The organism is Pseudomonas sp. OTU750018 (genome assembly GCF_011636575.1).
GTDB classification, from domain to species: Bacteria; Pseudomonadota; Gammaproteobacteria; order Pseudomonadales; family Pseudomonadaceae; genus Aquipseudomonas; species Aquipseudomonas peli.
The window spans coordinates 999,972-1,014,583 of record NZ_JAAPAU010000002.1 but is presented as its reverse complement, the minus strand read 5'-3'; the positions used below and the strand labels follow the sequence as shown (position 1 = coordinate 1,014,583).

Here is a 14,612-nt window from a genome sequence, read left to right as displayed (position 1 = left end):
TGCGTCACATGTGCGGCATTGTCGGTATCGTCGGTAAATCGAACGTCAATCAGGCGCTGTATGACGGGCTCACCGTCCTCCAGCACCGCGGCCAGGATGCTGCCGGTATTGTCACCAGCCATGATGGCCGCCTGTTCCTGCGCAAGGACAACGGCCTGGTGCGTGATGTGTTCCAACAGCGTCACATGCAGCGCCTGGTAGGCCACATGGGCATCGGCCACGTGCGCTACCCGACTGCGGGCAGCTCCAGCTCCGCTGAAGCGCAGCCGTTCTACGTCAACTCGCCGTACGGCATCACCCTGGCGCACAACGGCAACTTGACCAACGTCGAGCAGCTGGCCAAGGAGATCTACGAGTCCGACCTGCGCCACGTCAACACCAACTCCGATTCGGAAGTGCTGCTCAACGTGTTCGCTCACGAGCTGGCCCAGCGCGGCAAGCTGCAGCCCACCGAAGAAGACGTGTTCGCCGCTGTCACAGACGTGCACGAGCGCTGCCTGGGCGGTTACGCGGTAGTCGCGATGATCACCGGTTATGGCATCGTCGGCTTCCGCGACCCCAACGGTATTCGCCCGATCGTCTTCGGTCAGCGTCATACCGACGAAGGCGTGGAATACATGATCGCCTCGGAAAGTGTGTCGCTCGACGTGCTCGGCTTCACCCTGATTCGCGACCTCGCGCCGGGCGAAGCGGTGTACATCACCGAAGAAGGCAAGCTGTTTACCCGTCAGTGCGCGGCGAATCCCAAATACGCGCCGTGCATCTTTGAGCACGTCTATCTGGCGCGTCCGGACTCGATCATGGATGGCATCTCGGTGTACAAGGCGCGCCTGCGCATGGGCGAGAAGCTCGCCGACAAGATCCTCCGTGAACGTCCGCAGCATGATATTGACGTGGTCATTCCGATTCCGGATACCAGCCGTACCGCAGCACTGGAACTGGCTAACCATCTCGGCGTGAAGTTCCGCGAAGGCTTCGTCAAGAACCGTTATATCGGTCGTACCTTTATCATGCCGGGCCAGGCTGCCCGTAAGAAATCCGTACGGCAGAAGCTCAACGCCATCGAACTGGAGTTCCGCGGCAAGAACGTGATGCTGGTGGATGACTCCATCGTGCGCGGCACCACCTGTAAGCAGATTATCCAGATGGCCCGCGAAGCAGGGGCGAAGAACGTGTACTTCTGCTCGGCCGCACCAGCGGTGCGTTATCCGAACGTGTACGGCATCGACATGCCCAGCGCCCATGAGTTGATCGCGCACGGCCGCACCACCGAGGAAGTCTGCGAGCTGATCGGCGCCGACTGGCTGATCTATCAAGATCTGCCGGATCTGATCGAAGCGGTCAGTGGCAGCAAGAAGATCAAGATCGACAACTTCGACTGCGCGGTGTTTGACGGCAAGTACGTGACCGGCGATGTCGACGCGGCCTACCTGGATAAGATCGAGCAGGCGCGCAACGATGCCTCCAAGGTCAAGTCCCAGGCCGTCAGCGCGATTATCGACCTGTACAACAACTAGGTTGCAGTCCGGCCTGCTGCGGCGGGCCGGTTGAGGAAATTGGCAATGACGATTGAATGGCAAGCCGGGCGTCTCGACAGCGATCTCGACGGCGTCGGCTTCGATACTCTGGCGGTGCGCGCCGGTCAGCACCGCTCGCCAGAAGGTGAGCACAGCGAGGCGATCTACCCAACCTCCAGCTACGTATTCCGCACCGCGGCTGATGCTGCCGCGCGTTTTGCTGGCGAAGTGCCGGGCAATGTTTATTCGCGCTACACCAACCCAACTGTGCGTGCTTTCGAGGAGCGTATCGCCGCCCTGGAAGGCGCTGAGCAGGCGGTCGCGACCTCATCAGGCATGTCGGCGATTCTGGCCATTGTCATGAGCCTGTGCAGCGCCGGTGACCACGTACTGGTGTCGCGCAGCGTATTCGGTTCGACCATCAGCCTGTTCGAGAAGTACCTCAAGCGCTTTGGCGTGCAGGTCGACTACGTGCCGCTGGCTGATCTTGATGGCTGGGCTGCTGCCTTCAAGCCCAACACTAAGCTGCTGTTTGTCGAGTCGCCATCCAATCCGTTAGCCGAACTGGTGGATATTGCTGCCTTGGCGGACATCGCCCACAGCAAAGGAGCGCTACTGGCGGTGGATAACTGCTTCTGCACTCCTGCGCTGCAACAGCCGCTGAAGCTCGGTGCAGACGTGGTGATGCATTCGGCAACCAAATATATCGACGGCCAGGGCCGCAGCATGGGCGGTGTAGTTGCAGGCTCGGCCAAGCTGATGACCGAAGTGGTGGGCTTTCTGCGTACCGCCGGGCCAACACTCAGCCCGTTCAACGCCTGGATCTTCCTCAAAGGCCTGGAAACCCTACGTATCCGCATGCAGGCGCATTGCGCCAGCGCGCTGCAATTGGCGCAGTGGCTGCAGCAACAGCCCGGCATTGAGCATGTGTACTACGCCGGCTTGCCCAGCCACCCGCAGCATGAGTTGGCCAAGCGTCAGCAGAGTGCTTTCGGTGCCGTGGTCAGCTTTGAGGTCAAGGGCGGCAAAGAGGCGGCCTGGCGTTTTATCGATGCCACGCGGGTGATCTCGATCACCACCAACCTCGGTGACACCAAGACCACCATTGCCCACCCGGCGACCACCTCGCATGGTCGCTTGAGCCCCGCCGAGCGTGCGAACGCCGGTATTCGTGACAACCTGATCCGCGTCGCGGTGGGCCTGGAAGACCTGGCCGACCTGCAAGCCGATCTGGCTCGCGGCCTGGCGGCACTCTAAGTCGCTCTCCCCACCTGGCGGGCCTTCTCGGCCCGCCAGGCTGCTTCATTTCTCCCCAAATTCATTATCTTGTCTCGCCAAATTCTCGGGCGCGTATGGCTGTGGGCAATCCTTTGGTTAGCTGCGGGTAAAACATGACGCACTTCAAAGTCTGAAGGTGCGCAGGCGCTAGCATCCATGGCCAAGTGCGGCGTCTGACCGTGCGAACAATAATAAGAACAGGGTCTGCCTGATGGACCGACTTCAGCCATGCGTATTGCCTGCCAATGGTGTGCTCCGCCAGAGCCTGCTGGAGCTGTTGGCGCGCAGTGAGCGCTTTGCCTTGACTTTATTGCTGGCCCCAGCCGGCTCGGGAAAGTCGACGTTGTTGCAACACTGGCGCGGCCGTTGCGCTGCGGTGGTGGTGCATTACCCGCTGCAAGCGCGGGACAGCGACCCATTGTGTTTTTTCCGTCGTCTGGCTGACAACATTCGCGCCCAGGTGGTCGATTTCGATACGTCCTGGTTCAACCCTCTGGCGGTGGCTTCCAGCCTGTCGCCGCAGCTGTTGGGTGATCTGCTCGCTGATGCTCTGGCGCGAGTCGAGGGGCCGCTGTTTATCGTGCTGGATGATTTTCAGTGGATCGAGTCGCGCAGCATTCTTGAGGTGATGGCGGCGCTGCTCGACAAGCTGCCTGCCCATGTCCACCTGATCATCGCCAGCCGTAATCACCCGGGCTTTGCCCTGAGCCAGCTGAAGCTGGAAAACCGCCTGCTGTGCATTGATCAGCATGATCTACGCCTGTCGGTCGAGCAGGTGCAGCAGCTCAATACTCACCTGGGCGGTCAGGTGCTGAGTCAGGCGTACGTCGACAGCCTGCTGGGTATGACCGAAGGCTGGGTGGCGGGGGTGAAGATTGCGCTACTGGCCTATGCGCGCTTCGGCACTCAGGCGCTGCAGCGCTTTAACGGCAGTCAGCCAGAAATCGTCGATTACTTCGGCCATGTGGTGCTGCGCCAGTTGCCGCCGAACCTGCGTGAATTCCTGCTGTGCAGTGGCCTGTTCGAGCGCTTTGATGGCGCGCTTTGCGATCATGTGATGCAGCGCAGTGGCTCGGCGTTGCTGCTTGAAGAGTTGGCTGAGCGCCAGCTGTTTCTGTTGCCAGTGGACAATCAGCCAGGCTGGTTCCGTTTTCATGCCCTGTTGCAGGATTTTCTCTGCCGCCGCCTGCAGGTCGAGGAATACGCGCGCCTGGATCAGCTGCACAGCCGCGCCGCCGACTATTACCTGAGTCTGGGCGAGTACGAGCAGGCGTTGCAGCATGCCCGGCACTGTAGCGATCAGCACATCTTCCTCGGGCTGCTGGAGCACTGCTGCGCGTCATGGGTGCGCTGTGGGCAGTTTGGCGACATTCTGCGCTGGCTTGAGTCGCTGCCGGAGACGCAGCTGCTGGCGCAACCCAAGTTGCTCGGCTGGCTGATTGCGGCGCTGTCACTGTCGCGGCGTTTTCACCAGGCGCATTACCACCTTGAGTTGCTCGATACTCTCGAGCACACCACGCCAGGCGTAAATCTGGAGCCGGCAACGCGGCAGTTTCTTGCCCTGTTGCTGGGCTTGTTCGAGCAGGACAAGGACTTTGTGTCGCCGCCGGCCTGGCGCGACTTGCTGGGTGCGGGGCAGGACCTGGAAATTCGCGCTTGCACCCTGGCGGTGATTGCCTATCAGCATCTATTGGCCGCACGTCTACAGGATTCGATTCGTTTTGCCAGCGAGTCCAAGCAGTTGCTCGCGCAATGTGGACACAGCTTTCTGGAAAGTTACACCGATCTGATTATCGCGCTTTGCCACCGCAATGCTGGGCGCGCCACCCATGCGCGTAAGCAGGTGTGTCTGGACTACCAAAGCACCGATTCTGTTTCTCCGGCCTGGGTCAATCGCGCCACGGCCATGGTGGTGGTGCTGTATGAGCAGAATCAGCTGGTCGAGGCGCAGCAGCTGTGTAACGAGCTGATGGCGATGGTCAATTCGTCCTCGGCAACCGAAGCGATTGCCACGGTCTACATCACCCTGTCGCGGTTGTTGCATCGCCAGCAGCAGACGGCGCGTTCCAGCCGCTTGCTCGACCAGCTGTCGTGCATCCTGCAGCTGGGCAACTACGCGCGTTTTGTCAGCCAGGTGGCCCAGGAAAGCATGCGTCAGGCGTACCTGAGCGGTAAGAGTGCCGTCATGGATGCCGTAGCTCAGCGCTACTGTTTGCCTGGGCGGTTGCAGGCCGGGGAATGGGAGCGCGTGCGCGCCTATGACGAAAGTTGGGAACGTCAGGGGTTGGCCTGTGTGTATTGGTTGCAGGCACGCGGTGCGCAGGCGCAGGCCGAGCGGATTCTCAAGGTGCTGGCGGCCTCGTTGCGGCAAAGTGAGATGCGTGCGCGGCTGCTGATCGTCGAAGCCAACCGCCTGGTGCTGGCGGCGCCCAGCCAGAGCAAGGGCCAGCAACTGGCTGCTTTGGCGGGGCTGGTTGAGGCTTATGGCATCGTCAATATCAATCGCTCGGTATTCGATGAGGCCCCAGGTTTTGCCGCCGGTGTGCTGGATCTGGTGCAGGCCGGCTTATTGGTGGTACCGGACAACTACCGTGAGCACTACGCAGAGTTTCTCCAGGGTATTCAGGTTGCGCCGGCGCTTGATACGTTGGCCTGTGGCCTACTGACCGGGAGGGAAGTGGAGGTTTTCGAGTGTCTGCTCAGCGGCCTGTCTAACACTCAGATCAGCGACAAAACCGGTATCGCCTTGTCCACCACCAAATGGCACCTGAAAAACATCTACTCCAAGCTCAATGTCTCCAGCCGCACCGAGGCGATTCTCGCCATACGGCCGCGCGCCACGCTCAACTAGATCGCTCTGCCCACCTGATTGGCCATAGCCCCTCCGCTGGAAGGGGGCGATCCGCTGTCCCCGTCGATAGGCTTGATCCTGCGCTGCTATGTCAGTAGCCGCCTTGTCCGTACAACAATAAAAACGGGAGCATTAGCCATGTCGGTATGGGTCACTTGGCCAGCTTTGACCAAGCTGGGAACGTTGGGCGTAGTCTCCGGACTACTGGTGCTGGCGGTTGAACGCCAGGCGTTGTTCGAGAGCAACCTCTTCGATGTTGAAAACTACGCCGGCTACAACGCCAACATCACCTGTGATGCGCGCAGCCAGGCGGCTCGTACCGAAGACGGTACCTGCAACATTCTCAGTAACCCGGCCGAGGGTTCGGTGTATCGGCGCTTTGGCCGTAACGTCAACCCGGCGGTGACCCAGGGCGAAACCAGCACCTTGCTTAGTCCTAACCCGCGTGAGGTGAGTAACAGCCTGATGGCGCGCGATGAGTTCAAGCCGGCGCCAAGCCTGAACTTTATTGCCGCCGCCTGGATTCAATTTATGGTGCACGACTGGTTCGATCACGGCCCGAATGCCGACGCTGATCCGATCCAGTTCCCGTTGCCCCCGGGCGATGTGCTGGGCAGTGGCAGCATGTCGGTCAAGCGCACTCAACCGGACCCGAGCCGCAGCAGCAGTGACGCCGGCAAACCGCAAACCTACCGCAACCACAACACCCACTGGTGGGACGGCTCGCAGCTGTATGGCAGCAGCAAGGAAACCAACGACAAGGTGCGCTCGTTTGTCGACGGCAAGCTCAAGGTCAACGCCAACGGTACTTTGCCCACTGAGCTGCTCAGCGGTAAACCGGTCACCGGGTTCAACGAAAACTGGTGGTTGGGCCTGAGCATGCTGCATCAGCTGTTCACCCTCGAACACAACGCCATCGCCAGTAAGCTCAAGCAGAAGTACCCGGCGCAGAGCGACCAGTGGCTGTATGACCGCGCACGCCTGATCAACTCGGCGCTGATGGCCAAGATCCACACCGTGGAGTGGACCCCAGCGGTGATCGCCAACCCCATTACCGAGCGCGCCATGTATTCCAACTGGTGGGGCCTGCTCGGCCAGGGCGGCCCGCGTGACGACTTCCAGGCCGAAGTGCGCATGCTCCAGGAGGACCTGGCGCGCTCCGATTCCTTCGTCAAACGCATCCTCGGCTTCGACCCGAATGTGGCGCCGGGCGTTGGTAACAGTGCCATCGACCACGCCCTGACCGGCATCGTCGGCTCCACCGCGCCGAACAACTACGGCGTGCCGTTCACCCTCACCGAAGAGTTTGTCGCGGTGTACCGCATGCACCCGCTGATGCGCGACAACGTGCAGGTGTATGACATCGGCTCGAACCAGGTTGCGCGCACCATCGCACTGCAGAACACCCGTGACCGCGACGCCGAAAATCTGCTCAACGACGAGCGCCCAGAGCGCCTGTGGTACTCCTTCGGTATCACCAACCCGGGTTCACTGACGCTGAACAACTACCCGAGCTTCTTGCGTAACCTGTCGATGCCGCTGGTGGGTGATATCGACCTGGCCGCCATCGATGTGTTGCGTGACCGTGAGCGTGGCGTGCCGCGCTATAACGAGTTCCGCCGGCAGATCGGCCTCAACCCGATCACCAAGTTCGAGGACCTGACCAAGGATGCCGCGACCCTGGCTGAGCTCAAGCGCCTGTACAACAACGACATCGAGAAGATCGACACCCTGGTCGGTCAGTTGGCGGAAACCGTACGTCCTGAGGGCTTTGCCTTCGGTGAAACGGCATTCCAGATCTTTATCATGAACGCCTCGCGCCGCCTGATGGCTGACCGCTTCTACACCAAGGATTACCGCCCCGAGGTTTACACCCCGGAAGGGATCGACTGGGTCGAACACACCACCATGGTGGATGTGCTGCGTCGGCATAACCCGCAGCTGCAAGCCAGCCTGGCCGGTGTGGAAAATGCCTTCAAACCCTGGGGGCTGAATATTCCGGCGGACTACGAAAGCTGGCCTGGGGCCAACAAGCAGGAAAACCTTTGGGTCAACGGCGCGCTGCGCACCCAGTATGCGGCGGACAAACTGCCAGCGTTGCAGCCGGTGAATGTTGGCGGGTTGATCGGCTCAATCCTCTGGAACAAGGTCAAGGTGCGCAGCGACGTGGCCCCGGCCGGTTATGAGAAGCCGATTCATCCGCATGGTGTGATGGCCAAGGTCAAGTTCGTCGCGGTGCCCAATAACCCCTACAGCGGTCTGTTCCAGGGCTCTGACAGCGGCCTGCTGCGGCTGTCGGTTACCGGTGATCCGGCGGATCGCGGTTTCGCACCGGGGCTGGCGTGGAAGGCCTTTGTCGATGGCAAGCCGTCGGAGAACGTGTCCGCGCTGTACACCCTGAGCGGGCAGGGCGCTAACCATAACTTCTTCGCCAACGAGCTGTCGCAGTACGTGGTGCCGGAAGCCAATGACACCCTGGGCACAACCATCCTGTTCTCCGCGGTGAGCCTCAAACCGACGTTGCTGCTGCTCAACGACCTGGCAGAAGTCACCCAGGCAGGCGCCGCCGTGGCTAAACCCAAAGCGCCGACGCAGATTTACTTTGTGCCGCGCACCGAGCTGCGTAATCGATTCGCCAGCACAGCCCATGACTTCCGTACGGACCTGCTGACCCTGAATGCCGGCACCAAGGTCTACGACGTGTATGCCACCTCGATGGAAATCAAAAGTTCGATCATTCCATCCATCAGCCGCAACTACGCCGCGCAACGGCGCAACAGCGCGGTGAAGATTGGCGAGATGGAACTGACCTCGGCCTTTATCGCGTCTACCTTCGGTGACAGCGGTGTGTTCTTCAAACACCAGCGTAACGAAGATAAGTAAGGATTCATCGCGGTAAACAAAAAGGCCTCGGTATCCACCGAGGCCTTTTTTATTGCTATGTCGCCTGATTACGTACACGTAACCATCACTCGCGCAGGTCGATCGCCTCAGGAGTGTTCTGGTCAAACAGCTGCACAGGGTCGCGCGGCAAAATGCCAGGACGGTAGTCCTCACGTACGTCGCCCAGTACCCGGATATCGCTGTATTTCTTCCCAGACAACGCCGCCAGGCCTGCGCCATCGCGCACCACGGTTGGACGCAGGAAGACCATCAGGTTGCGCTTGATGCGGGTTTCCTTGGTTGAGCGGAACAGGGCGCCTACTAGCGGAATATCGCCGAGCAGTGGCACCTTGGAGTCAGCCTGGGTCACGTCATCCTGAATCAACCCGCCCAGCACGATAACCTGGCCATTTTCGGCAAGGATAGTGCTCTTGATCGAGCGCTTGTTGGTAATCAGGTCGACGGCATTGACGCCCTGACTGGTGGGGGCAATGGAGGAAATTTCCTGCTCAATTTCCAGGCGCAGGTTGGCGCCTTCGTTGATGTGAGGGGTAACTTTCAGGGTCACGCCGATATCCTGGCGTTCGATGGTGGTGAAGGGGTTGTCCGCGCCCGAACCGCTGGTGGTAAAGGAGCCGGTCTGGAAGGGGACATTCTGCCCGACCAGAATTTCCGCTTTCTGGTGATCCAGCGTCAGCAAGCTGGGCGTGGACAGTAGATTGCTTTTGCTATTTGCCGATAGCGCAGTAATCAGTACCCCGAAACTGTCTGTGCCCAGGCCTATGATGGCGCCATCCGGCAGGTTGGCCAGGGTGTTGTTATCTGTGTCGCTGCCGCTGTCCTGAATGGCTTGTAATACACGTCCCACAGACAATCCGGTGCCGCTGAAGTTGGTGCCGCCCAGGCCACCGGTACTGCCGCGGCCATCCACGGCCCACTGCACACCGAGGGCGTCGGTGATATCGCCGGAGACTTCGACAATCGCGGCCTCGACCATAACCTGAGCGCGTGGCACATCCAGCTGGCGCACGATGTCTTCCAGGGTCGCCACCACATCAGGTTCGGCCAGCAGCACCAGAGCGTTGAGGCTCTCGTCGGCGCGGATCAGGATGGTCTGCGGCTTGCCAGTGGTTTCACCACCGGTTTCAGGTTTGAGTTTTTCGGAAATCTCGCCGAGGGTTTCCGCCAGGCTCTTGGCATCACCATGACGCAGGCGAATCACGCGGGTATTGGCCGAGCGGCTGGTGGGTGTGTCCAGCGACTGTGCCAGGGCCACCAACTTGGCCCGTGCGGCCGGCGGGCCGAGCAGAATCAGGCGGTTGGTGCGGCCGTCGGCAATCACCTGAGTGCCTGACGCGCCCTTGGCCTGGCCACGGTCTACGGCATTGCGCAGCACTTCGGCGGTGTCCATGACCCAGGCGTGTTGCAGGTTGAGCACGCTGTAGTCGTTTTGGCCTTTCTGGTCGAGCTGACGCAGCAGGTCTTCGATGCGTTCAATATTGGCTGTACGGTCGCTGATGATGATGGCGTTGGCGCTGCTGATCGCCGCCAGGTGGCCGTACTGCGGCACCAGTGGGCGGATCAGCGGAATCAGTTCGGTGGCCGAGCCATGCTGTACCTGAATCAGTCGGGTTTCCAGGCGGTCTGGTGCGTTGCGTCCGGCGTCCGCATCGGCCTTGGCCTCGGCGTTGGGGACTATGCGCGCCTGGTCGCCCTGGGTGATCACGCTGAAGCCGTGGGTGGCCATCACCGAGAGAAACAGCTGATAAACCTCGGTCAGCGTCAGCGGGCTGTTGGATACCACGCTGACCTGGCCCTTGACCCGTGGGTCGACGACGAAGGTCTGTCCGCTGATCTGCGCGACCTGATCGATAAACTCACGGATATCGGCGCCTTTGAGGTTGATGGTCCAGCTTTCTTCCTGCTGGCTGGCGCTGGGCGCTACAGCAGTAACGGCAGCACTCAGTGGCAGCGAGCTGAAGGCAAGGCCGGCGGCCAGCAGGGCGAAGGTGAGGCGCGAGAGAGTCGGAGTCATCGTGTCAGTTGGTTTCCAAGGGCTGTTCGGAGGATTCTGCAGTACCCGGCAGTGTGCTGGAGTCCTGCATCTGCTGGCGCAACGCATCCATTCGTTCACGTAATTGGCTCAGGTCATCGGATTCCATTTCGCTGAGCTGCTCAAGTGGGTCCGCTATGGCCTCCGAGGTATTGCTCTGCAGACTGCTGGTGCTCGAGTTATTCAGCGGGAAGCTAAGGCTTTCGCGGCGGCCATTGCGCAGCAGTTCAACGTGGTCGGCAGCTACCGCATGCAGGCGCACACCGCTGCTGATCTCGCTGTTGAGGGTGTAGCGCTGGGCGGTGCTGCCTTCACTGCGAATAATCGCAGTGGAGCGCTGTGGATCAGCATGAACAAAACTGCCAAGCAGGGTCAGACGCAGGTTAGTACTGGGTGCTGGACTGTCGCTGGTTGCGCTGCTGGTGCCAAATAGCTGGCCGATTTCAGTAGGCTGTACAGCGGTTTGCACGGTGGTAGCCGAAGTGTCATTCGCACTGATCGGGGTGCGCAACAGGCGCAGCCAATCGGCACTTTGCCAGGCAAGGCTAACGCTCATGGCGATCACCAGCGCAAAGCCCACCAGAGTGGTGGCATGGCGCTGCAGCCAGCGTTGGGAGGCCAAAAGGGGCAAGGGGCGTCACTCCGGAACTTATTATTATGTGGCGTGGATCGCGCGCTGATCATAGACACTTGCCGGGCATTTGGCAGCCCCCCGTTGGGGTAGTGTGTCGATCCGCTCAATGTGCTAAAGATAGTGCGCTGTTTTCATGCTGTTTCCGCCAACTTACAACAATTAATTCACAGAACCCTGGCTAGCTGTCCTGCGTTTGGCGCCTGTTGCGTGGTGTCGGGTTATTGTGACAAAGGCATGTTACGAATGAATGCGCTGCTTATCGAAGTGCCCTTACGGCGTTTGCCCTTCAGCTTTGCCAAGCGCCATGGTGTGGTGCTGTTAAGCGTTGAGGGCGCATCCAGCCTGGTTTATCGCCCAGGCGTCGAACTTGTGGCGCTGAGCGAGGCGCAGCGGTTTGTCGGTGCACAGCTGCCGTTGCAGGCGCTGTCGGCAGAGGCCTTCGAGCAGGCCCTGGCCAAGGCCTATCAGCATGATTCAGCCTCCATGCAGTTGGCTGAAGACATCGGCGGCAGCCTGGACCTGGCGGCATTGGCCGAGCAGGTGCCGGAAACCGAAGACCTGCTGGAGCAGGAGGACGACGCGCCGATCATCCGCCTGATTAACGCCATCCTCGGCGAGGCGATCAAGGAAAACGCCTCGGACATCCACCTGGAAACCTTCGAAAAACGCTTAGTCGTGCGCTTCCGGGTGGACGGCATTCTGCGTGAAGTGCTGGAGCCTAAGCGCGAACTGGCGGCGTTGCTGGTGTCGCGGATAAAGGTCATGGCGCGGCTGGATATTGCCGAAAAACGCATTCCTCAGGATGGACGGATTTCCCTGAAGGTTGGCGGCCGCGAGGTGGATGTGCGGGTTTCGACCCTGCCGTCGGCTAATGGCGAGCGGGTGGTGTTACGTCTGCTCGACAAGCAGGCCGGCCGGCTCAACCTGCAACACCTGGGCATGAGTGCGCGTGACCGCGACTTAATGGAAACCACCGTACGCAAGCCCCACGGCATTCTGCTGGTCACCGGGCCTACCGGTTCGGGTAAGACCACCACCTTGTACGCCAGCCTGGTCAGCCTGAATGACCGCACGCGCAATATCCTGACAGTCGAAGATCCCATCGAATATCACCTTGAGGGCATCGGTCAGACCCAGGTCAACTCCAAGGTCGATATGACCTTCGCCCGGGGCTTGCGCGCGATCCTGCGTCAGGACCCGGACGTGGTGATGGTCGGCGAGATTCGCGACAAGGAAACCGCTGAAATCGCCGTGCAGGCCTCATTGACCGGCCACCTGGTGCTCTCGACCCTGCACACCAACAGTGCCATCGGTGCGATTACCCGTCTGGTGGACATGGGTATCGAGCCGTTTCTACTGTCGTCATCCTTGCTCGGTGTGCTGGCCCAGCGCCTGGTGCGGGTGCTCTGCCCACATTGCAAAGAGGCCTATCAGGCCGACGAAGCCGAGTGCAAATTGCTCGGCGTGCCGTTTGCACAGCCACCGACGCTGTATCACGCCCGCGGCTGCGCCGAGTGCCACCAGCAGGGCTACCGCGGCCGTACCGGTATCTACGAGCTGGTGGTGTTCGATGACCACCTGCGTACCCTGATTCACAACGCCGCCTCCGAGCAGGACATGACTCGCCACGCCCGCAGCCTCGGCCCGAGCATTCGTGAGGATGGCCGACGCAAGGTGCTGGAAGGCGCGACCACGGTTGAGGAAGTGCTGCGCGTGACTCGCGAAGAATGAGCGGGGAAGAATAATGGCCGCGTTCGAATACCTCGCCCTCGACGGCAAAGGTCGCCAGCAGAAAGGCGTGCTGGAAGCCGACAGCGCGCGTCAGGTGCGGCAGATTCTGCGTGAACGGCAACTGGCGCCGCTGGATGTGAAGGCCACGCGCACCCGTGAACATGTTGGTGCAGGCTCGCATTTCAGTTTTGCTCGGGGTATTTCCGCCCGCGATCTGGCGTTGATTACCCGGCAGTTGGCGACATTGGTGCAGGCGGCCTTGCCTATTGAGGAGTCTTTGCGCGCGGCCGCCGCTCAAGCCAGTTCGCCACGTATCCAAAGCATGCTGCTGGCGGTGCGTGCGCGCGTGCTGGAAGGTCATGACTTGGCCAGTAGTCTGAAAGAATTCCCCTCGGCCTTCCCTGAGCTGTACCGCGCCACCGTGGCGGCGGGCGAGCATGCCGGCCATCTCGGCCCGGTGCTGGAGCAGTTGGCCGATTACACCGAACAACGTCAGCAGTCGCGGCAGAAAATCCAACTGGCGCTGCTTTATCCACTGATTCTGATGTGCGCTTCTTTGCTGATCGTCGGCTTCCTGCTCGGTTATGTGGTGCCTGACGTGGTGCGGGTGTTTGTCGACTCCGGGCAAACCCTGCCGGCACTGACTCGCGGTCTGATTGCCCTGAGCGATTGGGTCAAAGGCTGGGGCTGGCTGGCGGTGATTCTCGTCATCTTTGTCGTGTTCGGCCTGCGCTGGGCGTTGCGTGATGATGCGGTCAAGGCGCGCTGGCATGGCTTCCTGCTGCGTATCCCGCTGGTCGGGCGCTTGATTCGTGCCACTGACTGCGCACGTTTTGCTTCGACCCTGGCCATTCTGACCCGCAGCGGTGTGCCGTTGGTTGAAGCCCTGGGCATCGGCGCACAGGTGATTGCCAACCGGGTGATTCGCGCTGATGTGGTGATTGCTGCGCAGAAGGTGCGCGAGGGCGGCAGCCTGACCCGCGCGCTGGAGGCTAGCGGCCAGTTTCCGCCGATGATGCTGCATATGATCGCCAGCGGTGAGCGCTCCGGCGAGCTGGATCAGATGCTGGCGCGTACCGCGCGCAATCAGGAAAACGATTTGGGTGCCCAGGTGGCGCTGCTGGTGGGGCTGTTCGAGCCCTTTATGCTGGTCTTTATGGGGGCAGTGGTGCTGGTGATCGTACTGGCCATTCTGCTGCCGATTCTGTCTCTCAATCAGTTGGTGGGGTAAGCAGTGAACAAGCGTCAATCCGGTTTTACGCTGATCGAAATCATGGTGGTGGTGGTGATCCTCGGCATCCTCGCCGCGTTGGTGGTGCCACAGGTGATGAGCCGGCCCGATCAGGCCAAGGTCACCGTGGCCAAGGGTGATATCAAGGCCGTGGCCGCCGCGCTGGATATGTACAAGCTGGATAACCATGCCTACCCGAGCACCCAGCAGGGCTTGGAAGCGTTGGTGAAAAAGCCTTCCGGTAACCCGCAGCCGAAGAACTGGAACCGCGACGGTTACCTCAAGCGCTTGCCAGTCGATCCGTGGGGCAACGTCTACCAATACCTGGCACCGGGCACCAAGGGGGCTTTCGACCTGTATTCCTTGGGCGCCGACGGCAAGGAAGGCGGCAGTGATCAGGATACCGATATCGGTAACTGGGACCTCTGATCCCC

9 protein-coding genes are annotated in these 14,612 nt (G+C 60.7%); 7 read left to right on the top strand and 2 right to left on the bottom strand.

Features of this window, described 5'->3' with window-relative positions; all coding sequences use genetic code 11:
• Positions 1 to 8: 8 nt before the first annotated feature.
• The 4 genes from purF to HCI85_RS13610 all read left to right on the top strand — a co-directional run bounded on the left by purF (position 9) and on the right by HCI85_RS13610 (position 8,529).
• A complete protein-coding gene (purF, locus tag HCI85_RS13625) occupies positions 9 to 1,517 on the top strand; it encodes an amidophosphoribosyltransferase (protein ID WP_090252254.1) in 1,509 nt (502 codons plus the stop codon).
• A gap of 45 nt (positions 1,518 to 1,562) precedes the next feature.
• Complete coding sequence (locus tag HCI85_RS13620) at positions 1,563 to 2,774, top strand: O-succinylhomoserine sulfhydrylase (RefSeq protein ID WP_090252258.1); 1,212 nt, start codon at positions 1,563 to 1,565, stop codon at positions 2,772 to 2,774.
• A 232-nt stretch (positions 2,775 to 3,006) separates the two neighbouring features.
• Positions 3,007 to 5,646: a LuxR C-terminal-related transcriptional regulator gene (locus HCI85_RS13615; RefSeq protein WP_167145226.1), complete on the top strand. Its 2,640-nt coding sequence runs from the start codon at positions 3,007 to 3,009 to the stop codon at positions 5,644 to 5,646.
• A gap of 138 nt (positions 5,647 to 5,784) precedes the next feature.
• Entirely contained in the window at positions 5,785 to 8,529 is a 2,745-nt protein-coding gene (locus HCI85_RS13610) for a peroxidase family protein (RefSeq protein ID WP_167145224.1), read from the top strand.
• Between the two features lie 85 nt (positions 8,530 to 8,614).
• On the opposite strand, the gene gspD is transcribed toward HCI85_RS13610, so the two are convergent.
• The gene (gene gspD / locus HCI85_RS13605; protein WP_167145221.1) at positions 8,615 to 10,564 is read right to left on the bottom strand and encodes a type II secretion system secretin GspD; all 1,950 of its coding nucleotides are present in this window, start codon (positions 10,562 to 10,564) and stop codon (positions 8,615 to 8,617) included.
• A gap of 4 nt (positions 10,565 to 10,568) precedes the next feature.
• Positions 10,569 to 11,213: a type II secretion system protein N gene (locus tag HCI85_RS13600; RefSeq protein ID WP_167145219.1), complete on the bottom strand. Its 645-nt coding sequence runs from the start codon at positions 11,211 to 11,213 to the stop codon at positions 10,569 to 10,571.
• Between the two features lie 246 nt (positions 11,214 to 11,459).
• Between HCI85_RS13600 and gspE the strand changes: the two genes are divergently transcribed.
• The 3 genes from gspE to gspG are packed head-to-tail and all read left to right on the top strand — an operon-like array spanning position 11,460 to position 14,607.
• Entirely contained in the window at positions 11,460 to 12,947 is a 1,488-nt protein-coding gene (gene gspE, locus HCI85_RS13595) for a type II secretion system ATPase GspE (protein WP_167145217.1), read from the top strand.
• A gap of 13 nt (positions 12,948 to 12,960) precedes the next feature.
• Entirely contained in the window at positions 12,961 to 14,178 is a 1,218-nt protein-coding gene (gene xcpS, locus HCI85_RS13590) for a GspF family T2SS innner membrane protein variant XcpS (protein ID WP_167145215.1), read from the top strand.
• A gap of 3 nt (positions 14,179 to 14,181) precedes the next feature.
• On the top strand, positions 14,182 to 14,607 hold the full coding sequence (gene gspG / locus HCI85_RS13585; protein ID WP_160087847.1) for a type II secretion system major pseudopilin GspG: 426 nt from the start codon (positions 14,182 to 14,184) through the stop codon (positions 14,605 to 14,607).
• Positions 14,608 to 14,612: the final 5 nt, after the last annotated feature.